The organism is Sediminibacterium roseum (assembly GCF_009939005.1).
Taxonomy (GTDB): Bacteria; Bacteroidota; Bacteroidia; order Chitinophagales; family Chitinophagaceae; genus Sediminibacterium; species Sediminibacterium roseum.
Map to the genome: position 1 here is coordinate 75,321 of NZ_JAACJS010000015.1, position 19,551 is coordinate 94,871.

At 49.0% G+C, this 19,551-nt stretch carries 20 protein-coding genes; 4 read left to right on the forward strand and 16 right to left on the reverse strand.

What is annotated here, in order from left to right; all coding sequences use genetic code 11:
• Positions 1–4 precede the first annotated feature (4 nt).
• Complete coding sequence (locus GWC95_RS11475) at positions 5–757, forward strand: MlaD family protein (protein WP_161818869.1); 753 nt, start codon at positions 5–7, stop codon at positions 755–757.
• A gap of 110 nt (positions 758–867) precedes the next feature.
• On the opposite strand, the gene GWC95_RS11480 is transcribed toward GWC95_RS11475, so the two are convergent.
• From GWC95_RS11480 to GWC95_RS11490, 3 genes are read right to left on the reverse strand one after another with little or no spacing between them, the layout of a single operon-like run.
• Complete coding sequence (locus GWC95_RS11480; RefSeq protein ID WP_161818870.1) at positions 868–2,379, reverse strand: ATP-binding protein; 1,512 nt, start codon at positions 2,377–2,379, stop codon at positions 868–870.
• Positions 2,376–2,960, reverse strand: a complete 585-nt coding sequence (locus tag GWC95_RS11485; RefSeq protein WP_161818871.1) for a YfiR family protein — start codon at positions 2,958–2,960, stop codon at positions 2,376–2,378. The genes GWC95_RS11480 and GWC95_RS11485 overlap by 4 nt, the downstream gene beginning before the upstream one ends.
• Positions 2,957–4,954 (reverse strand): TonB-dependent receptor plug domain-containing protein, encoded by a 1,998-nt coding sequence (locus GWC95_RS11490; protein WP_161818872.1) that lies wholly within the window; start codon positions 4,952–4,954, stop codon positions 2,957–2,959. Before GWC95_RS11490 ends, GWC95_RS11485 begins: the two co-directional genes overlap by 4 nt.
• Positions 4,955–5,269: 315 nt before the next feature.
• Here GWC95_RS11490 and GWC95_RS11495 point away from each other — a divergent pair, with 315 nt between their 5' ends.
• Positions 5,270–5,575 (forward strand): hypothetical protein, encoded by a 306-nt coding sequence (locus GWC95_RS11495; RefSeq protein WP_161818873.1) that lies wholly within the window; start codon positions 5,270–5,272, stop codon positions 5,573–5,575.
• Between the two features lie 162 nt (positions 5,576–5,737).
• Here GWC95_RS11495 and GWC95_RS11500 read toward each other — a convergent pair whose 3' ends face one another.
• The gene (locus tag GWC95_RS11500) at positions 5,738–6,100 is read right to left on the reverse strand and encodes a hypothetical protein (protein ID WP_161818874.1); all 363 of its coding nucleotides are present in this window, start codon (positions 6,098–6,100) and stop codon (positions 5,738–5,740) included.
• Positions 6,101–6,202: 102 nt separating this feature from the next.
• Here GWC95_RS11500 and GWC95_RS11505 point away from each other — a divergent pair, with 102 nt between their 5' ends.
• Entirely contained in the window at positions 6,203–6,838 is a 636-nt protein-coding gene (locus tag GWC95_RS11505) for a 3-keto-disaccharide hydrolase (protein ID WP_161818875.1), read from the forward strand.
• 34 nt (positions 6,839–6,872) lie between these two features.
• Here the strand turns inward: GWC95_RS11505 and GWC95_RS11510 are convergent, their stop codons facing one another.
• The 9 genes from GWC95_RS11510 to GWC95_RS11550 form a co-directional block, all read right to left on the reverse strand.
• Positions 6,873–7,847, reverse strand: a complete 975-nt coding sequence (locus tag GWC95_RS11510) for a family 43 glycosylhydrolase (protein WP_161818876.1) — start codon at positions 7,845–7,847, stop codon at positions 6,873–6,875.
• 9 nt (positions 7,848–7,856) lie between these two features.
• Entirely contained in the window at positions 7,857–8,870 is a 1,014-nt protein-coding gene (locus GWC95_RS11515; RefSeq protein ID WP_161818877.1) for a zinc-binding alcohol dehydrogenase family protein, read from the reverse strand.
• A 22-nt stretch (positions 8,871–8,892) separates the two neighbouring features.
• Positions 8,893–9,681 carry an L-fucose dehydrogenase gene (locus tag GWC95_RS11520; RefSeq protein WP_161818878.1) on the reverse strand — a complete coding sequence of 263 codons (789 nt, stop codon included), beginning with the start codon at positions 9,679–9,681 and terminating at the stop codon, positions 8,893–8,895.
• Positions 9,682–9,691: 10 nt separating this feature from the next.
• Positions 9,692–10,597: an amidohydrolase family protein gene (locus GWC95_RS11525; RefSeq protein ID WP_237722144.1), complete on the reverse strand. Its 906-nt coding sequence runs from the start codon at positions 10,595–10,597 to the stop codon at positions 9,692–9,694.
• Entirely contained in the window at positions 10,590–11,447 is an 858-nt protein-coding gene (locus tag GWC95_RS11530) for a fumarylacetoacetate hydrolase family protein (protein ID WP_161818879.1), read from the reverse strand. Before GWC95_RS11530 ends, GWC95_RS11525 begins: the two co-directional genes overlap by 8 nt.
• A gap of 9 nt (positions 11,448–11,456) precedes the next feature.
• Positions 11,457–12,794, reverse strand: coding sequence for an alpha-L-fucosidase (locus GWC95_RS11535; protein ID WP_161818880.1), 1,338 nt, complete (start codon positions 12,792–12,794; stop codon positions 11,457–11,459).
• 4 nt (positions 12,795–12,798) lie between these two features.
• Positions 12,799–13,554: an SDR family NAD(P)-dependent oxidoreductase gene (locus GWC95_RS11540; RefSeq protein WP_161818881.1), complete on the reverse strand. Its 756-nt coding sequence runs from the start codon at positions 13,552–13,554 to the stop codon at positions 12,799–12,801.
• A gap of 10 nt (positions 13,555–13,564) precedes the next feature.
• Positions 13,565–13,897 carry an L-rhamnose mutarotase gene (locus GWC95_RS11545; protein ID WP_161818882.1) on the reverse strand — a complete coding sequence of 111 codons (333 nt, stop codon included), beginning with the start codon at positions 13,895–13,897 and terminating at the stop codon, positions 13,565–13,567.
• Between the two features lie 94 nt (positions 13,898–13,991).
• Positions 13,992–15,176 carry a THUMP domain-containing class I SAM-dependent RNA methyltransferase gene (locus GWC95_RS11550; protein WP_161818883.1) on the reverse strand — a complete coding sequence of 395 codons (1,185 nt, stop codon included), beginning with the start codon at positions 15,174–15,176 and terminating at the stop codon, positions 13,992–13,994.
• 147 nt (positions 15,177–15,323) lie between these two features.
• Here GWC95_RS11550 and GWC95_RS11555 point away from each other — a divergent pair, with 147 nt between their 5' ends.
• The gene (locus tag GWC95_RS11555) at positions 15,324–16,040 is read left to right on the forward strand and encodes a DUF6090 family protein (protein ID WP_161818884.1); all 717 of its coding nucleotides are present in this window, start codon (positions 15,324–15,326) and stop codon (positions 16,038–16,040) included.
• A 90-nt stretch (positions 16,041–16,130) separates the two neighbouring features.
• Here GWC95_RS11555 and GWC95_RS11560 read toward each other — a convergent pair whose 3' ends face one another.
• The 3 genes from GWC95_RS11560 to GWC95_RS11570 form a co-directional block, all read right to left on the reverse strand.
• Complete coding sequence (locus tag GWC95_RS11560) at positions 16,131–16,502, reverse strand: c-type cytochrome (protein WP_161818885.1); 372 nt, start codon at positions 16,500–16,502, stop codon at positions 16,131–16,133.
• 151 nt (positions 16,503–16,653) lie between these two features.
• Positions 16,654–17,997 (reverse strand): sensor histidine kinase, encoded by a 1,344-nt coding sequence (locus GWC95_RS11565; RefSeq protein ID WP_161818886.1) that lies wholly within the window; start codon positions 17,995–17,997, stop codon positions 16,654–16,656.
• Positions 17,987–19,348: a sigma-54-dependent transcriptional regulator gene (locus GWC95_RS11570; protein ID WP_161818887.1), complete on the reverse strand. Its 1,362-nt coding sequence runs from the start codon at positions 19,346–19,348 to the stop codon at positions 17,987–17,989. The genes GWC95_RS11565 and GWC95_RS11570 overlap by 11 nt, the downstream gene beginning before the upstream one ends.
• Between the last annotated feature and the right edge of the window lie 203 nt (positions 19,349–19,551).

The window sequence follows — 19,551 nt, forward strand, 5'->3', positions numbered from 1 at the left end:
TGAAATGAAAACCAATCTCTCGCAAAAAGTAAAGACCGGGTTGTTTGTATCCCTTGGGATCCTGATCCTGGTGGCTACTGTGTTTATCATCGGCAACCAGAAAAACCTTTTCGATGATACGTTCACGATCAAAGCGAATTTCAGGAACGTATCCGGTTTGCAGGTGGGTAACATCGTTCGTTTTGCGGGTATCAACGTGGGTACGGTGAACGACATCAGTATCGTGAACGATACCACCGTACAGGTTAGCCTGAGTGTTCAATCGCGCGTAAAGAAGTTCATTCACCAGGACGCAGCCGCAAGCATCGGCAGTGATGGGTTGATGGGTGATAAGATCATCCAGGTATCCGCCGGCACAGCTGGCAACCCGGAGGTAAAAGACGAAACACTGATCACGGGTAAAACGCCGATGGACATGGACCAGGTGATGGTAAAACTCAATGGCATTGCCACCAATGCGGAAGTGCTTACCAGTAATCTCGCCGGTATTGTGTCGAAAGTGAACAACGGCCAGGGTTCGCTCGGCAGGCTGATCAACAACGACCAGCTCGCCCGTAACCTCGAGGGTACATTGAGCTCAACCACTGAAACAGTAAAAAGCATCAAGAAAGGCGCGGAAGGTTTCAGCAACAATATGGAAGCGGTGCAGAACAGCTTCCTGTTCCGCGGCTATTTTAAGAAGAAAGAAAAACAGCGGATCGCAGATTCGATAAAAGCGGCAAAAGAAGCACAGAAGAAACTCAAGAAAAACAATTGATACTTTTACCGCTGGCATTACAAACAACAGGCGATCGCAAAAACGATCGCCTGTTGTTTGTAATGCATTTATCAAAAAGAAAAAGTACCGTCTAAATCCACGCTCTCCCATCAGCTAACCGGGAAATACATATAGAACGAGGCTCCCTTCCCGGGTTCGCTTTTCGCGAAGATATAGCCGTGGTGGTTCTCGATGATCTTTTTGCAAAGCGCAAGACCGATACCCGTGCCCTCATAACTTTTCTTATCGTGAAGGCGTTGGAAGATGGTGAAGATCTGATCCGCATACTGCTGTTCAAAACCGATCCCGTTATCCGAGAACACGATCTCGATGTATTTTTCGCGTCCGTGCAGGTGTTCGTTCTGGTTTACTTCCGCGGGTGTCAATGTCCTGGACGTAATGGTGATTACCGGCGACCGGGTAGAAAATTTTAACGCGTTGCTGAAAAGATTGAGGAAAAGCTGGTTCAGTTGCAGCGGTATGCCATAGATCGTTGGCAGCACCTCATTTTTGATCACCGCCTGTTTCTCGGTGATGAGAAGTTCTAAATCTGTTTTTGCATTTTCTACAAGCGCATTGAGGTCCACTCTTTCAAATTGCTCCTCTGTTTTGGAGAGGCGGCTGTAGTTGAGCACCGATTTGATCAGCTCCGTCATGCGTTTGGCGGAAGCATGTATCTTTTCAAAATAGGTCACGGTCTCTTTGTTGTTCCCCGCGCTCCGCTCAGCCATCTCGGTAAAGATCTGGATCTTTCGCAGGGGCTCCTGCAGGTCGTGTGAGGCCACATAAGCAAACTGTTCGAGGTCGTTGTTTGACCGGACGAGTTTTTCGTTCACTACTTCCAGCTTCTCGTTTGTGCTTTCCAGTTCAATGGTACGTGCCTTGATCCGCTGTTCAAGCTGCATGTTGAAGGAAAGGATCTCAGAGTTCTGTACTTCTATCTGCGTAAGCATGTGATTGAATGCATCTGTGAGCACACCGATCTCATCGTTGCTCGTCTTGTGTGCACGCACTGAATAATCGTGGTGTTCCGACACCCTTCGCGCCGTATCCGCCAATTGCAATATTGGTTCCGAGATCGTTTGCTGCAGGCGCTTTGAAAGGAAGTACGCCACAACAAACGAAACAAAGATCACCAGGAACGCGATGATCCCGTACAAACGCAACCGCTCATAGATCGCCGCCATATCGAGTTCTATGTACAGCGTTCCCCAACGTTTCCCGTTCTCGATCACCGGCTGAAACAACTCCAGGTGATAGTCTTTGAACTCGGGGCCATCGTGCAAAGGTTTGCGTGGCAGTTTGTATACGGCAATATCCCTTGGGTATTTTGCGAAGAGGTGCCCGCTGTCGTTGTAAAGGGATGCCGCCACTATATTTTTCTCCGCTTTTAATGCATCCAGGATTTCATTTGCATCCGTCCTGTTCTCGAAGGCCAATGCAGCGGTACTGTTGGCAGCAACAACTTTTCCCAGCGTAGTCAATTGGTTTTTGGTTACTTCACGGTACGTGAAATATTCGTACGCAAAATAAGAGGCATAGGTAAGAAACAGCACCACGCTACAGGTCAGGAGTATGACGCGTATGAGTTTTCTTTTTATCGGCTCGGTTCTCTTCCTCATCTCGGCATCTTTGGATCATAGATTTCAGAAACACGCAGCAGTTTGGAACTGATCGTTAGCTCTGCTGCTTTGGCAAGGTCCGGGTAAACCAGCAGCCGTATCCTGTTGTTCTCTGTGATAAAACGGATCATCCCCCCCATCCGTACAAACCCTTCTGCATCGCTTATGGTAAGCGTATTTCTCCCGGCAACCAGCAGGCTCTCTTTTATTTTTTCAGGCTCTTTTGAATTGATGAAAAGAATATGGCAGGGCCTCATGTCCCTGATATCGTGGTAACGCTGCACCACGATCGGATGCCCGCCTACCCTTTCATTCTGTACGGTTTCGTCTATGGAACTTCCAAAAGGATCTTCTCCCAGGATCCCGATCACAAACGGCGCCCCCGCGCTGGCAAAAGAGCTGGCGGGCCATTCAATGAATTGTGTGAAATTGAACAGGAACACTGCCTTCAGTTTATATTCCTTCGAAGCGACCGCCTGCGCTCTCAACTCCGTTGCGCCCATGCATACACACGAAAGAATGGCAACACACAATGCTGCTGTTCTCTTACGATGAATGATATGTTGCACTAGCTCTCTCAAAAACGGAAACTGATTTTTGCGCTTATGTTTCTTGGAACCTGTCTTGTTACAAATTCTGTATGGTCGGCCGCTGCAAGGTTTTGTCCCTGCAAAGTATAGGTAACTTTTTTCCCTTCCCAGGCCAACCGCACATCGAACGTCGTGTACGATACAACGCCAACCCCAACAGTGAGCACGCTTTCGATATCGCCTACGTGCCGTGCCGTTACATCCCACTGGAGATTCCGTGTGACGTTCATGATCGACTGGAACATGACCTGGTGTTTGGGATCAAGCGCCTCTATGTAGGCAGAAGTAGGAAGCACCGTTGGTTTTGTTGATTCAAATTTCTTGTCGAGGAAAGTATAACCCGTGCGGATCCTCCACCAACCCGTTAATACGGCGTTTGATGAGAACTCAAATCCCCATGTGTTGGCCCGCTGATCGTTCCCGAAAATATACGTTGGCGGGGCGGCCGGGTTGGTGTTAAAGCTGCGCAGGTCGGTGTAGTAGTTGTAAAAGCCGGCGAGCGACAATGATACGCGGTCAGCAATACTGGCCCTGTACCCCAACTCGTAGGCGATCACTTTTTCCGACTTGAAACCTGCCAGTGTACCCAAAGTTGTTGAGGGTACCAGTTCTGTTTCAAAACGGCTCGGGGTGCGTACAGACCTTGACACGGCGCCCCAGATGGTGTGGTGCTGCGTGGGTGTATACGCAAGCCTTGCGCTGGGCTGAAATTCCATTTTGGAATAGTCGTTGTAGAGAAACTTGGTGCCTACGGTAAACTCCAGTTTTTTCGGCACGATGCTGATCTGGTCCTGTATAAACGTATTGATCAGGTTCAGCCGCCTGCGCAACGGGTTGAAACTATTGCTGGTGTTGTCGTCCATATAACGGTAACCGAAGCCATACAATATGGTGTTCGACCTGTTCAGCCGGAAGCGGTGTTGTACATCGAGGTCGTAGGTATTGAGCAGTTCGCGGAAATTGGTGGCCGACAAAAGTTTCCAGGTACGATCGAAATATGCCTGTACCACAAGTTCTGAATTATTGGAAAAAGAATGCACCCAGCGCCCCGTGAGGTTTTGCCCGTTTTGCGTTGAATTGACAGGGGATTCTTCTGTTCCGCCATACACGTCGCCATGAATGGAAAGATAATTTTTCGAGGATGGATAATAATCGAGGCGAAAACCGGCCTGCGTCAGGTTCCAGTTGTCGCGGGCATCGCTGCCATTGCCCAGTTTCATGCTGCCCTGGTTGAAGTGCTGCCCGTATACGCGCAGGTAAAGGTTGGTATCGATGCGCGTACCAAACCTTGCAGCCAGGTGGTTTTCGAGGAAGGTGCCGGTTGATGCGGTTACAAACATGCCCTGTGTTTCACGCGCGCTTTTGGTCATTACATTGATCACACCATTCACCGCGTTGGCGCCCCAGAGGGTCCCGCCAGGGCCGCTTACCACTTCTATCCTGTCGATGTCCTGGAGCATCACGTTCTGAACATCCCAGAACACACCGCCGAAAAGCGGCGTATACACGGAGCGGCCATCGATCATCACCAATAATTTATTTGAAAGCGTATTGTTGCGCAAAGGCGTTGCATTGAAACCACGGGCAGAAATGGCCCAGTCGTGCGAATTGGTTTTGGCAACCTGCAGGTTCGATGCGAGCCGTAATGCTTCGGGGAGGGAGTTGGCGGTGGACCTGTAAATATCATCGTTTGTAAGCACCTGTATCGCGGACGCAACTTCGGTGAGTTTCTCGGGTGCTTTTGATACGGAGGTGACCTCGATGTTCATCAGTTCCTCGAAAGATAATTTTTTCAATTCACTGGCGGCAGGCAGGGTAGACTGTGCGGCGGCCAGGACCGGGAATGCAGCTATGCATAGCGCAATGCATGCCGCGTAAAGGGTGCGTGATGAAAAGGGGCAGTTGCCACGGTAATGTTGCACCAAATCACCAGATAACATCGATCCACGTTTGTGAAGCGACGTAAGCAGTTTATCATTTTTCATAAAATGACTTAAATTTTGGTTCGATGGCCAGCTCAGGTATGGCATCATAATGGGAATTCTTTTCCACACAATTACAGGCAAGCCAACTCTTCTCATCCCATTAAACCTTTTTAAAATGCTTTTCAGGTTCAATTATAGGGAAGAAAAGGGCGATTTGCAAATATTTCTACGGGTGTACTGCAAGAAGCGTGCTGAAGCGATGTGGTTTGCGATGTTTGACGCTCCCGCTTACGCTATCCCGCAGGTAAAACCGCAAGCCGGCGTTGGTGGTCCGCTTTTATTACGGCTATCATTACATTAACTAAAACACGAAGTATGAAAACGTTATTATTTATCCTCTTGGGAGCCGGTATTTCCATGTCGGCCATGGCGCAGACCAAGGTCATCTCGAAAAGGCCCGAAGAGAAAGAGATCAAAAGTGATATCAAAGTAAAACGCGCCCATAAAAAAGCGGCGATAAAAAATCTTGCAAAGCTGAAGATCAAACAGGCAGGTAAGGAACAGGATGTGGTGAATGCCAAAAGAAAAGAAATTCACCAGGACGCCAAAGACCTCCGCGCACTGGGTGTAAAACATCCTACACGTGATGCGAAAAAAGCGATCAGGAAAGAAAACAACTAATAATTAGTAATTAGTAATTAGGAATTAGGAATTATGAATTAGGAATTAAAGTTGGTAATTACAATTGAATATGAACAACAACAGTAAATTGATAATTAGAAATTGTTGATTCGTTTTGAAAAACAAAACAATTCCTAATTCCTAATTCCTAATTCCTAATTCCTAATTAATTCCCAGGGCGTTCAGTGCTTCAATCGGAACATCATAAAGTTGTTTGTTGTCTGCCTGGATCTTGAGTCTTCCTTCCGGTCCGGCGTCCCCGGCTATGTAGTATTGGCGGATGGAAAGAACCTTGCCGGAATACAGGTAAGTTCCTTCGAGCGTTTCGTAACTTCTCAGGAGTACGGGGAGGAACTCGGGGTTTTGAATGTTCCGGAAGAGATGAAGGGATCTTTGTAATCCTTTGCCCAGCTGCGTTACCTCGTGGTAGTAATGGGCGCACTCGATCTCGTGGTAAAGACGTTTGTTGAGCTTTTCTATGTAAACCGATCCTGAATCAACTGCCACGATCTGAATTTCTCCCATTTGAATAGCATTTCTGCTACAATAATAAGTAAATAATCACTTGCGGTTAACAATGGATCGAACATAAATGGTTAGATTCATATCCTTATTTGATCATACAACATGAGAAAACATCTCTTTGCAGCCATCGCTATCGCCGCCCTGTTTTCATGTGGCACAGGTAAGCGCTCATCTTCTGAAAAATGGATAAGCCTGTTCGACGGCACATCGCTCTCCAACTGGAAAGTGGGCAACAATGCCGAAACGTTTTCGGTAGACAGCGGCATGATCATCGTTCACGGCAAAACCGCGCATTTGTTTTACGATGGCCCGGTGAATGACCACAACTTTACCAACTTTGAATTCAAGGCCGATGTAATGACCTATCCCGGCGCCAATTCAGGCATCTACTTTCACACCGCTTTCCAGCAGGGCGGATGGCCCGCAAAGGGTTACGAGGTGCAGGTCAATAATTCACACACAGACTGGCGCCGCACGGGAAGCCTCTATGGCATCAATGATGTACGCGAAGTGTATGTGAAGGATTACGAATGGTACACCGAAACCGTTAAGGTGGAAGGAAAACATGTAACCATCAGCATCAACGACAAAGCCGTGGTAGATTATACCGAACCCGAAAACGTAAAACGCGGCCCGAACGATGCAAAGCGTGTGATCTCAAGCGGAACCTTTGCCCTGCAGGGCCACGACCCGAACAGCATCGTACATTTTAAGAATATAAGGGTGAGGGTATTGTAGCAATGGCCAATTGGTCGTAAGCGATGTTTTATGCTTACTTAAACTTTACCTCCCCGCTCTTCACATCCACTTTCCATGGACGGGGTTGGGGCAGCCACAATTTTCCATCGCCGATCTCTATTGGCATCCAGAGGTAGCGGGAATCCCATTGGGTGCGGGGTTTCCAGATATCGGCCATGAAGACGACGGTTGTTTTTTTTCTGCCATCTATCTTCAGCATGAGTGTTGACTGCGATCCGTAGGTTTTGGTTTCGGGCGGTGCGATGTCTTTGAACTCCGACCACGGCCCCGCCAGCGAAACGGCGGTTGCATATTTATTGGGATTGGGGTCCCAGCCGGTTAATGCGGAACCGATGGCGTAATACAATCCCCCGTAATGAACCACCGCCCCTCCTTCCATGTGCATTGGTATCAGGCATACTTCTTTGTCTACGCCCAGGTAATCTTCCGTCAGGGTTGCTATGCGGAAACCAAAAGGGCGGTCCTCAAAAATCAGGTAAGGCGTGCCATCGTCGTCGATGAACTGGCCAATGTCGCGGCTCTCGTGGCCGAGCGGGCGGAAACTTTTTACGTAAGTGAAATTACCATCGGGTTTATCGCTGGTGCATACGGCAACGCGGGCGAGTTTGTATGTGCTGTTGTCCAGGTGCAGGTACATCACATATTTTTTTGTCTTCTTGTTGTAAAACACTTTCGGCCGCTCGCAAACCCAGCGCCTGCCGAGGTTTTCGGGGTCGGACAATTGCAATACATCGCCTTTGAATTTCCAGTTGATGAGATCCCTGGATGCATAACAACTCACATATCTTTTATTGGAATCAAGCCCCTGCCTGCGTTCTTCCCCATACCAGTAATACGTTTTACCCACTTTGGTAATGCCGCCGCCATGCGCCTGGATATGGTTCCCATCCTGGTCGGGCCATATTTCGCCCGGATGGATCCACTCCTGTTTTTGCGAAAGGGCAAGCAGGGGCAGGACAAAACAAAAAACAAACAGGTATTTTTTCATAGCAGTCATTTAATCAAATGATACCATCGCTTTGATCACGCCGTTTGCGGGGTTCAGCCAGTTTGTAAATTCTGCCTGCACGTTTTCAAACGCGGTGCGATGTGTGATGTAGTGGGTTGGTTGTACAAGACCCTTCTTCATACAGTCCATCACATGATCAAAGTCTTCACGCGTTGCGTTCCGGCTGCTCATCAGTGTGGCTTCGCGTTTGTGGAACTCGGGGTGACTGAAACTGATCTCTCCTTTCTGCAATCCAACAAGAACATACCTCCCACCATGTGCGAGGTATTGAAAGGAATGGTTGATCGCCTTCTGGTTGCCTGTTGCATCGATCACCATGGAGGGCATATCGCCGTTGGTTATTGCCAATAATCTTTCCGTTGCATTTCCCGTTGCCGCGTTGATGATGTGAGGAACCTGCAGGTGATTCTTGCAAAAAGAAAGCCTGTTCTCCTGCACATCCATTGCAATCACGTTTGCGCCGGCGATGCGGGCGAATTCGATCACACCCAAACCGATCGGCCCTGCGCCCACAACCAGGACAAACTCATCCGCCTTTACACCTGCGCGCCTGATGCTGTGCGCCCCGATCGCAAGCGGCTCAACCAGGGCGAGCTCATCAAACCCCAATCCCCTGCCATGCACCAGGGATGCGGATGGAACTGAAAAAAGATCCCGCATCGCGCCGTCAACATGCACACCGCACACGCGGATTTGCGTACAGCAGTTCGGTTTGCCAGAACGGCAGGCAATACAGGTTCCGCAATTGAAATAAGGAATGATCGTAACCGCCTCTCCTTTCTCAAAATCTTCGCGGTCGGTTTCTTCGATGGTTGCTGCGATCTCGTGTCCCAATATGCGGGGGTAAGAAAAGAACGGCTGTGTTCCCTCAAATGCATGAAGATCCGTTCCGCAGATGCCCACGCGTTTGATCCGGAGCATTGTATGCCCTGCAGGCAGAACCGGTTCGTCTTCGTGCGAATAGGCAAAGGCGCCGGGTGTTGTGCAGGTCAATACTCTCATCTTTTTTTATTAGTGATTTAAACTATGCGTTTGCCAGTGCACGGTCGAGATGCACATACCCCCCATCCACATGGATGAGCTGGCCCGTGGTGTGGCTCGATCTTGGCGACAACAAAAACGCAACCATGTTTGCGATCTCTTCGGCGGTTGTCATGCGGTTCTCAAAAGGGATCTTAGCATTGATCTCCTGTAATTTTTTTTCAGGCTCTGCCAGGGTTTGTATCCATATTTCATACTGTGGTGTCCAGCATTCGGCAACCACCACGGCGTTCACACGTACTTTGTGTTTGAGCAGTTCAACGGCCCACTCGCGTGTGAGTGCATTTCGTCCGCCGTTTGCTGCGGCATAGGCGGAAGTGTTTCCCTGTCCTGTTTCCGCCGTTTTAGAAGTAATGTTTACGATGGCGCCTCTCGACTTTATAAGCTCGGGCAACGACTCGTGCGCAACCAGGTAATAATGCACCACGTTCTTATGCAGGCTCTCCATGAATTTTTCGTAGTTGCCGTTTTCCAGTCCAACCCCATCGTTTACACCAGCATTGTTCACGAGCCCTTCTATCCTGCCGAATTTTTCGATCACTGCATCAACCAGTTTTTTGATATTGGATGGTTCTGCAAGCTCTGCGGTAACCTGCCAGGCATGCAGGCCCGCATCAACCAGCTCCGTTACCAGCTTCACATTATCGGCCTCATTACGGCCGATCACCACGGGTATTGCGCCTTCGTTGGCCAGCACGCGAACAATGCCTTCACCAATGCCGCGGGCGCCGCCGGTTACGAGTATCACTTTGTTTTGCAATTGCAGATCCATGTTTCAAAAATTATAAATGATAAAAATCCATTGCGTTGGCCCCGAATATTTTTTGCTGCTCCGATGCTGAAAACGATGCGTAATATTCTTTTACGGGCGCGATCATTTCATCGTACGATGCGGCTACCAGGCAAACCGGCCAGTCTGATCCGTATATGAGCCTGCCGGTACCAAAAGCCTCGGTAACAACATCGAGGTATGGATAAAGATCGGCTGGCTTCCAGTTCTGCCAGTCTGCTTCCGTAACCATTCCACTAACCTTGCAATATACATTGGGATGCTCCGCGATCGCGCCGATCCCTTTTTTCCATTCGTCGATCAAATGATCTTTGATACCGGGCTTCGCCAGATGATCGATCACAAAACGCTGTTGCGGAAAATGCCTGACCAACTGCAACGCTGCTTCCAGGTGCTGGGGAAAGATCAGCACATCATAACTAAAGCCGTGATCATTCAGCAAAGAAATTCCTTTTAAAAAATCAGGCTGCAACATAAAACCCGGTTCCTCACCCTGCAGGATATGGCGAAAGCCCTTGAGGTGGCGGTTTTGTTTGTAATGCGCCAAACGTTCTTCAATATCCTGTGAACGCAGATCGATCCAACCCACTACGCCTTTTATAAAAGTATTTTCCTTAGCCAACGCAAGCAGGAAATCCGTTTCCTGTTCCGATTGATCGGCCTGTACCGCAACACATCCTTCAATACTATTCCGCGCAAGTACCGGCGCTAGATCGGCCGGCAAAAAATCTTTCCGGATCGCGGTCATTTCAGCATTGATCCAGTCGTGTGTTACCGGGTGGTAGCGCCAGAAATGCTGGTGCGCATCAATTCTCATCGTTGGCCGGTGCTGCGCCCGGTTCCCTTCGCTTCGAAAGGATGTATCGTTATCGCCATTTATGTTGCGCTGCTCAGTCATTCCTGTATGCGATCACATTTTGTTTTGACACGCCCAGCCCATCAATGCCCAGTTCAACCACATCGCCCGGTTTCAGGTACACGGCCGGGTTAAAGCCAAGACCCACTCCCGCAGGTGTTCCGGTTGAGATAATATCGCCCGGCAACAGGGTCATAAACTGGCTGAGGTACGCTACAAGTTGGGGTATGTTGAAGATGAGATCGTCGGTGTTCCCATCCTGCATCATTGTATCGTTCACCTTTAGCCAAAGGCGCAGTTTATGCGGGTCGGCGATCTCGTCTTTGGTTACCATCCATGGGCCAAGTGGGGCAAATGTGTCGCAGCCCTTGCCTTTGTCCCAGGTACCGCCACGCTCCAGTTGAAATTCGCGTTCGCTTACATCGTTGTGGAGGCAATAGCCGGCAACGTGGTCCATCGCATCTGCTTCTTCCACGTAACTTGCTTTCTTGCCGATCACAAAAGCGAGTTCCACTTCCCAGTCTGTTTTCACGGAGTTCTTCGGGATCATGATCACATCATTCGGGCCCGTGATGGATGTGGTGGATTTCATAAAAAGGATGGGCTCCTTCGGTATCGGTGCGTTTGTTTCCTTTGCATGTTTGGCATAATTCAAACCGATGCAAAGTATTTTAGAAGGATTGGCTACCGGGCAACCGAGGCGGGCATCTGCAGGCAGGGGGCGCAGCATATTCCTGTGTTCTGCGAGCACCCACTCCAGGTGCGGCAAACCGCCGTTGGCGAAAAAAGAGGCGTCGTAGTCTTTGATAAAGCCCGACACATCGTAATTTTTCCCATCGATGTGAACACCTGGTTTCTCTTTGCCTGCCTCGCCGAAACGGATCAATTTCATAATTCTTTTTTATTGTATGGTTAGTTGTATGATGGTATCCACCTCGTCAAATTTCACATCGTCGAGGTATACAAACACGCCTTCCGCTTCCTGTTTGAAACGGATGTTTTTTTTGTTTGAAAAAACAGCAGCCGCGGTTATTTTGCTCTTTGCATCAAACCCCGGGAGAAAAATATAAGGTTGCAGTACCTTGTTTTTATTGAGTATGTGCGCGTACACATTTTTCCCTTTCGCGGTAACAACACCCCATTCCTGTGCAGGAATGATATCGCCACGCGTTCCGTATACCGTGCTGCCGTTGGCCTGCATCCATGCGCCCACTTTGGCAAGTGTATCGCGGAACTCCTGCTGTATCACGCCATTGGGCTGCGGGCCCACATTGAGTAAAAAATTGGCATTGCGCCCTGCGGCATTTACCATGTAGCGGATGAGTGCGGGGAATGATTTGAATTTGCGGTCGGTCATATTGTATCCCCACGCATCGTTCATCGTTTCGCAGGTTTCCAATGGCAACTGCGAAATGCTTGCGCCGCCGAAACCCGTTGTATTTCCACCAGGAAGGTCCTTTTCAAATGCCTGGAAGTCTTCCCCGGCAATGGGTGATAAATGGTGGTTGTTTGCGATCAGGCATTTGGGTTGCAGTTTGTGGATCAAACCGTAGATCTCGTTGTAATGCCAGTCTACTTTTGATTGCAATGTTTTGTCGTGGTCATTGTCGAGCTGGTCCCAATGCCCGTCAAACCAGATGCCGTCTATCTCCCCGTAATTGGTCAACAGTTCCGTCAGCTGCTGCTTCATAAAATTGATGTACGATGGCCAGTTGCTTTTCTGCGTTCTGCCTGTACCCTTGCCTGTTTTACCTGTTTCGTACTGGTAATCGCTGCGGTACCAATCGAGCAGGGAATAGTAACAGAAGAGTTTCATGCCTTGTTTGTGGCACTCATCCGCCAGTTGTTTGAATGCATCTTTTGCATAGGGTGTATTGGTGATCTTCCAGTCGGATTGTTTGGTATCCCAGTTGCTGAAGCCATCGTGGTGGCGCGTGATGAAGGTGATGTATTTCATCCCGGCGTTCTTTGCCGTGGCAACCCATGCTTTCGCATCAAAATCGACCGGGTTGAAAACGCGCACCAGGTTCCTGTATTCTTCTACGCGTATGTTGCGGTTGTTCATCACCCATTCCCCTGCGCCCAGCACGCTCGAGGCGCCCCAGTGAATGAACATCCCGAATTTCATGTCCTGGAAATTTTCGCGGGCCGCTTTGTTTTCGGCAGTGGGTAAATACGATTGTGCGGTTACGCATAAAGCCGCTAAAACAAACGCAGCGGAAGCAGTGAGTTTTCTCATGTATTCAGTTGTTGAGTTTAACAAATCCTCCATCCAATGGATAATCGTTGCCCGAAATAAAACCCGCTTCATCACTGCACAGGTACAAGGCGAGCGCGGCCACTTCGTTTACACTGCCCATGCGGCCTATGGGTTGCGAGGCCGACAGTTTATCGAACATCTCTTTTTCCTTTCCAGGGTAATTCTTTGCGATAAAACCATCCACAAACGGCGTGTGCACCCGCGCCGGCGAGATGGAATTGCAACGGATGTTTTCTTTGAGATAATCCTTGGCAACACTCAATGTCATCGCGTAAACCGCTCCTTTGCTCATGCTGTAGGCAAACCGGTCGGGTATGCCCACCAAGGCAGCGATCGACGCCACATTCAATATTACCCCACCACCCTTTTTCCTGAAAACACCGATCGCTTCGTGCAGGCAATTGTAGGTGCCCTTTACGTTCACGTTGAAAACGCGTTCGAAGTCTGCTTCGTCCGTGGTATCGGCTTTGCCTATATGCGCAATACCTGCGCTGTTCACGAGAATATCAAATGGCCCGATGGCAGAAAATGCATCCTTTACCGCCTGCTGGCTGGTGATGTCGCACGCATGTGCAACGGCATTGCTGTTGATGGCGGCAGCGGTTTCATCGGCTGCGGTTTTATTGAGATCGATGATGTGAACAACGGCGCCCTGTGCGGCAAACGTAAGTGCGATCGCTTTGCCTATCCCGCTTCCGCCGCCGGTTACCACGGCTGTTTTGCCTTGTAGATTGAACATGTTTCCTGAACTATTTTAAGGAGAATATTTTATTCATCAACACCCATTTCTCCCCCGGTTTTGCAAAAGGCAACGGCTGCTGGAAGTTCCACATCAACGTTTCCCATTCCTGCACTTTTTCGTTGGATGCATCGGCTTTTGCTTTTGCTTCGAATGAGAAGGCGTCGCCCACGTCCATGATCATGAACAGCCGGTTGCTTACACGGTAGATCTCCATCTGTTCAATTCCAGATGAAAGGATGCTTTCCGCAATTTCCGGCCATATGTTCTGATGCCACTGTTCGTAAACCTTGATGAGTTCATCGTCGTCGATGAGGTCGAGTGCAAGACAATATCTTTTCATAAGGCAAACCTTCTTTGCCATGAAAATAGTGCAATTCAATTAATAAAATGAACTAACGCCTGTGAGTGTTTTGCAACGTGGGAACCGGGAACGGTCACGATACCTGCGGCCCCGTTTTATCCCCGCGTTTTGTGCCGGCGTACAGTTCGTATTCCAGCAGCCGGCAATCGATCGTTGCGTTGAAGAATTCGATGCGCCGGCTTGGTTTGAGGCGTATTTTTTTGGCGAGATCGAGGTTGCCGGTAAACACATAGCCCGTATAACCGCGGCATTCGTTTTTGAGGAAATCGCCCATGCGTGCGTAGGTGGCATTCAGTTCAATTTCATCACCCAGCCTTTCGCCGTATTCCGGGTTGAACATGATCACACCGGGTTGTTCGGGTACCACTGTTTTTTCAAAATCGCAGACCATAAAATCGATCATGTTTTCCACACCCGCCGCAGCCGCATTGGTTTTTGCAGTGGAGATGGCAAGTTCGCTCCTGTCTGAGGCGATGATGATCGATCCCGGTAATTCTTTCACCTGCTCCCGCAAAAGCTTCAGCTCATGTTCATACACCTGCTTGTCGTAACCGGTGATGTGCATGAACGCGTAATTGGTGCGCAACAGGCCGGGCCGCCTGTTTGTTGCGATCAGCGCCGCTTCAATGGCAAGGGTTCCCGAACCGCACATGGGATTGATGAAGGGGGAGCGTTTGTCCCATTTAGTAGAGAGGATCGTTGCCGCGGCCAATGCCTCCAGCATCGGCGCTTTGCCCGGCAGCTTGCGGTAGCCGTGCTTGGCAAGGGTTTCGCCCGATGTGTCGAGGAATATTTCAGCCTCTTCGTGCTTCCAGAAAAGATAAACCACGGCGCCGGTTAATCCGGAACCGGTAGACGGACGCTTGCCGGTTTGGTTGCGCATCCTGTCAACCACGGCATCTTTCACACGCAGGTTGGCAAAAAGATTGGTCTGTATGGTAGGATGAAACACATTGCTCGTTACAGAGAAATATCCGTCGGGCGCAAGCATCGTTTCCCATTCAACGGAAACCAGTTCGCGGTACAACTCATCGGGATCGTTGCAGGTAAATGCTTTCAGCGAATACATCACCTGGCTGGCGCAACGCAGGTTCAGGTTCAGGCGTATACAGTCCGCGACCGTTCCCTTCAACTCAACACCCGTTTGAAACGAACGCACTATGGAGAAACCGAGTTCTGTTACTTCTGATTGCAGTGCGGGCGACAGCCATTTGTGACAGGTAATGATGATGCGGCTGGGGGTGGTAAAGACTTTCATTAAGCAAAGGTAGGGTAAACAGCGGGGCGGGGAACAAGAATACAAGTGCATGAAACAGCCGGTTCTGAAGCGTGCGCACTTGTTGCCGGCAGCCTTGTCACTTGTGTTCTTCTCCTTATCTTCGTTACACCTAACCCACCAAAACAAATGGAACACGAAATCACCGGGCACAGCAGGAAAGTATACAAATTATGGAAGAGCCAGGACATCTCTCCATGGAAAAAAGTAAAAGAGATCGGAATTGAAGTGTTGATCATTGTTTTTGCCGTTTCGTTTGCGGCCTTTCTGGAGCGGCAGAGAGAACACAGCTCCGAACAGAAAGAAGTACATGCTTTCCTGAACGGGTTGAAAACAGATCTTACCAACGACATCAGGGAAATGGAGTCTGATAAAAAATCTTACATAGGCGCGGCCAAAGCATTCAGGTACCTGACGAGTTTGCCCCCCGGACAAAAATTAAATCCCGATTCGCTGCGAAAGCACCAGGGATATATATTGAACACAACCGGCCTCGTACCCAACGACGGCCGTTACCAGGGATTTAAATCGAGCGGGAAGCTCAGCACCATTGAAAATGAAGAGTTGCAGAACACGATTCTCGACCTGTACCAGGAGGATCTTCCCAACCTGATCAGCAGCACAAATCTTTACACGAAAAGAAAAGAAGTATTGTTTGCGTATCTTTTTGATACGATGAAGCGAAATCCGGATGGCTCTAATAACATGCCGGATTTACTGATCACAGACAAGGCGTACAACATTTCCATCACGCTTTCCTTCACACAAGAAGTGATCGACCGGTACGATTCGGCGATCAGCAAATCAAAGAAAATCATTACTGCCATCGAGCGGGAACAGCAATAGCAGATGCGATGTAGGGGTCATAAGTACGGCAACATAATTGTCTATACTTTGCCCCATACACCGTAACCCGCTATCATACAGTAAAATCTCTTATTGTTTTTCGAGCAACCCTTCGGCTTTCCAGGCTTTGATCACGTTGATCGTGCTGTCTGAAAGCTTTGGATGCTGGCGTGGCATAAAGCCTCTTTCGTTGGGCTGGAGCTGGATGCGGCGCAATATTTCATCCACCTGCGCGCTTGCGCCCGCGTAGGAATCCAATGGTTTTTTGTTGCCGCCCTTATCGGGGAAATGGCAGGGCGCACATTGCGTTTGCAGGATCTGCGTTACATTGTCCTGGTAAGTTGTTTTCTTCGGAGCAGAAACCGCCGCTGTACTGTTTCCGGAAAAACTTCTTGTTGAAACGCAATGCGTAAGAGCAACCGCAGCACAAACGAGGCAAAGGCTTACATAAATCTTTTTCATTCTCTTTCAGTAGTTTTTGATTGATTTAACGGGTATTTCAAATTTAACCCGATGAAGCTATGAAAAAAAACTTCGGGGTGAAAGGGAAGATAAAATCGGTTAATGGATTAAGAACAACTTAAAACGACTGAAGCGGATGAGAGCCGCATCTTTAAAACTGAAGCGTAAACACCGTTCCCTTTGTTTCCACCGAATTTACAGTAATGTTTCCTTTGTGCAGCATCATGATCTGTTTGCACAAGCTCAACCCGATACCGCTCCCGTTCTTTTTGGTACTGAAGAATGGAATGAAGATGTTGTTCATCACCTCTTCATTCATGCCATAGCCATTGTCGGCCACCTTGATCGCCACTTTGTTGTTTGCCGATACAATGGCGGATAGTACAATGCGCGGCTGCGCACTTTCCTTTACCGCCTCTATCGCATTAACAATAAGATTGATCAGCACCTGTTCTACCAGGTTCGTATCCACATCCAGCGCCAGCTCGGGGTCTTTCAGGATGATCTCCATTTCAATGCCTTTCTGGTTGAATGTGGGCTGCATAAGGTTGTGCATGTTCTCGAAAAGATCGCGCACAAAAACATGTTTGAGGTTGGGTGTGGTGATCTTGTTGAGGTTACGGTATACTTCCGCGAACTTCAACAATCCCTCGCTTCTTCTTTTGATCGTATTGATGCCCACTTCAAGATCATCCACCACGCCATTGCTGTTGTCGAGATGCTGAACAGATTCGTGCAGCCTGTTTTTCAGGGTGTCGGCGAGGGATGAAATAGGCGCAACCGAATTCATGATCTCATGCGTCATCACGCTCAAAAGTTTCTGCCAGGCCTTTGATTCTGTTTCATCCAGCGCCTCGTTGATGTTCTGGAAAGCAACAAGGTGGTACTTTCTCCCTTCGGTCTGGAAAGCAGTGGCCGATAAAAGGATCTTGAATGTGTTCTTGTCCTGGTGCACCGTTGCAATGTGCGTGGTGCCTGGTTTAAGATTCACCACATGTTCATACAACTGCTCATCGCGCCGCTGCAGAGAGTGGATGGTTTTGAGATAAGGCAGCAGCAGCATCCGTTTCAGGCCCTCGTTCATCCATACCACTTCCCCTGTTTCGATTTCGTAAGAGATGATGCCGGTATCTACCAGTTCAAGAATTTTCTGGAGATATTGGTACTGTGTTTCTTTTTCTTTTGAGATCACCTTGAATGCAGAATTGATCTCGTTGAAGCCTTTGCGCAAGGGCTTCAGATCGAGCGGCGCCTGCGATACGTTGAAGTTCCTGGAAAAATCACGGTACTGTATCGATTCTACAAACTGCTCCACCTCGCGCTGTGCCTGTTTGTGGAGGTTGTAAAAATCGATCACCTGGTAAATGATGATGGGCGCAAGGATCACTTCCCACAAATACTCCCCGATCACCATGATATAGGCCGCACCACTGAGCGTAGCGAACAGGAACAAAACACGGATGAGTATGTCCCACTGAAATTTCTTAAATGTCATATTTACTAAGTCTTCTGTATAATGCGGTTCTTGTTAAACCCAGCTCCTTCGCGGCTTTGCTGATGTTGCCGTTGTGCTTGTCGATCACTTTCATGATCGTATTCTTCTCCATCGTACTCAGTTTCATCACCTCGTCTTCCTGCGATTCTGCCGTAACAGACGACTCGATGGGTGAGAACAAAAGATCCGAACCCTCGATCACTTCCGTATCCGCCATGATGATCGCCCGTTCGATCGTGTATTGCAGCTCGCGTACGTTGCCTGGAAACGGGTATTGCTGCAGTTTTTCCAGCGCCGACGGCTGGAACCGGATATTCGGTTTGAGGTATTTGTTGGCATAGATCCGCGCAAAATGGTTGGCCAGCAATAAAATATCATCTTTTCTTTTCCGCAGCGGCGGAACGGTGATCTCTACGGTGTTGATGCGGTAGATCAGGTCCTTTCTGAACCGGTTCTCATTCGCCAGCTCGCTCAGTGGGATGTTCGTGGCGCAGATCAACCGGATGTCTATGGGAACGGGCTGGTTGGTTCCCAGACGGGTAACCTGCCTGTTTTGCAGAACGGTCAGGAGCTTGGCCTGCTGCTGCAAAGAAATATTACCGATCTCATCCAAAAACAACGTGCCTCCATTGGCCGCTTCAAACCGGCCGATCCTGTCTTCGCGCGCATCTGTGAACGCTCCTTTTTTGTGGCCGAACAGTTCGCTTTCAAAAAGGCTCTCGGTGAGCGCGCCCACATCTACCTTAATGAAAGGCTTATCGGCACGGAGCGATTGCTCGTGGATGGCGGTCGCGATCAGGTCCTTACCCGTTCCGTTCTCTCCAAGGATCAAAATATTCGCATCCGTTGGTGCGATCTTATCGATCTTGTGAAAGATATCTTCCATCACTTCGCTCTCCCCTATCATCGCATTGCTCACATTGCCGCTTTTGGCGCGTGCGGGCGCATTGCTGTTCCTGCTTTCACGGTTTTTCAGCACGGTGGTAAGTGTAGACAATAATTTCTCATTGTGCCATGGTTTCACCACGAAATCAGAGGCGCCTTCTTTAAGCGAGCGTACGGCGAGGTCAATATCGCCGTAGGCTGTGATCATGATCACCGACACCTCGGGTTTCAGCTGCTTAACGCGCTGGAGCCAGTAAATGCCTTCGTTACCGGTGTTGATGGATGCATTGAAATTCATATCCAGGAGTACCAGGTCAAAATCACCCTTGCCCAGTAAAAATGGGATCTGTTCGGGATTCTTTTCCGTCACCACTTCCTTAACCTCGGTGCGAAGCAGGAGACGCACTGCGGTTAATACATCGGTATCGTCGTCGATCACTAAAATGCTGGCTTTCTTTAAACTCATGTTGTAAGGCAGTTTGGACTGAAGTTCTTGTTCGTTTTGTTGTGCGCTACTGTTTTTTGCAACCACCGTTTTGTAACAATTCGCAGTTTTCTGAGTTCTGTTGAAACGGGGGTTCATGGATAAAGTCCGCCAATATAAAACAGTAACCCGTAACAACCACAAACAAACGTTACACCACAAACATCAACCTTTTGAAAGACAGC

What these genes read in the sequence shown, in the direction of transcription:
- GWC95_RS11495 (WP_161818873.1), top strand. Translation starts at nt 5,270, where the DNA reads ATGAAAACGTTATTATTTATCCTCTTGGGAGCCGGTATTTCCATGTCG.
- GWC95_RS11530 (WP_161818879.1), bottom strand. Translation starts at nt 11,447, where the DNA reads ATGAAATTGATCCGTTTCGGCGAGGCAGGCAAAGAGAAACCAGGTGTT.
- GWC95_RS11570 (WP_161818887.1), bottom strand. Translation starts at nt 19,348, where the DNA reads ATGAGTTTAAAGAAAGCCAGCATTTTAGTGATCGACGACGATACCGAT.
- GWC95_RS11545 (WP_161818882.1), bottom strand. Translation starts at nt 13,897, where the DNA reads ATGAAAAGATATTGTCTTGCACTCGACCTCATCGACGACGATGAACTC.
- GWC95_RS11525 (WP_237722144.1), bottom strand. Translation starts at nt 10,597, where the DNA reads ATGACTGAGCAGCGCAACATAAATGGCGATAACGATACATCCTTTCGA.
- GWC95_RS11565 (WP_161818886.1), bottom strand. Translation starts at nt 17,997, where the DNA reads ATGACATTTAAGAAATTTCAGTGGGACATACTCATCCGTGTTTTGTTC.
- GWC95_RS11540 (WP_161818881.1), bottom strand. Translation starts at nt 13,554, where the DNA reads ATGTTCAATCTACAAGGCAAAACAGCCGTGGTAACCGGCGGCGGAAGC.
- GWC95_RS11505 (WP_161818875.1), top strand. Translation starts at nt 6,203, where the DNA reads ATGAGAAAACATCTCTTTGCAGCCATCGCTATCGCCGCCCTGTTTTCA.
- GWC95_RS11475 (WP_161818869.1), top strand. Translation starts at nt 5, where the DNA reads ATGAAAACCAATCTCTCGCAAAAAGTAAAGACCGGGTTGTTTGTATCC.
- GWC95_RS11515 (WP_161818877.1), bottom strand. Translation starts at nt 8,870, where the DNA reads ATGAGAGTATTGACCTGCACAACACCCGGCGCCTTTGCCTATTCGCAC.
- GWC95_RS11550 (WP_161818883.1), bottom strand. Translation starts at nt 15,176, where the DNA reads ATGAAAGTCTTTACCACCCCCAGCCGCATCATCATTACCTGTCACAAA.
- GWC95_RS11555 (WP_161818884.1), top strand. Translation starts at nt 15,324, where the DNA reads ATGGAACACGAAATCACCGGGCACAGCAGGAAAGTATACAAATTATGG.
- GWC95_RS11510 (WP_161818876.1), bottom strand. Translation starts at nt 7,847, where the DNA reads ATGAAAAAATACCTGTTTGTTTTTTGTTTTGTCCTGCCCCTGCTTGCC.
- GWC95_RS11535 (WP_161818880.1), bottom strand. Translation starts at nt 12,794, where the DNA reads ATGAGAAAACTCACTGCTTCCGCTGCGTTTGTTTTAGCGGCTTTATGC.
- GWC95_RS11480 (WP_161818870.1), bottom strand. Translation starts at nt 2,379, where the DNA reads ATGAGGAAGAGAACCGAGCCGATAAAAAGAAAACTCATACGCGTCATA.
- GWC95_RS11490 (WP_161818872.1), bottom strand. Translation starts at nt 4,954, where the DNA reads ATGAAAAATGATAAACTGCTTACGTCGCTTCACAAACGTGGATCGATG.
- GWC95_RS11500 (WP_161818874.1), bottom strand. Translation starts at nt 6,100, where the DNA reads ATGGGAGAAATTCAGATCGTGGCAGTTGATTCAGGATCGGTTTACATA.
- GWC95_RS11520 (WP_161818878.1), bottom strand. Translation starts at nt 9,681, where the DNA reads ATGGATCTGCAATTGCAAAACAAAGTGATACTCGTAACCGGCGGCGCC.
- GWC95_RS11560 (WP_161818885.1), bottom strand. Translation starts at nt 16,502, where the DNA reads ATGAAAAAGATTTATGTAAGCCTTTGCCTCGTTTGTGCTGCGGTTGCT.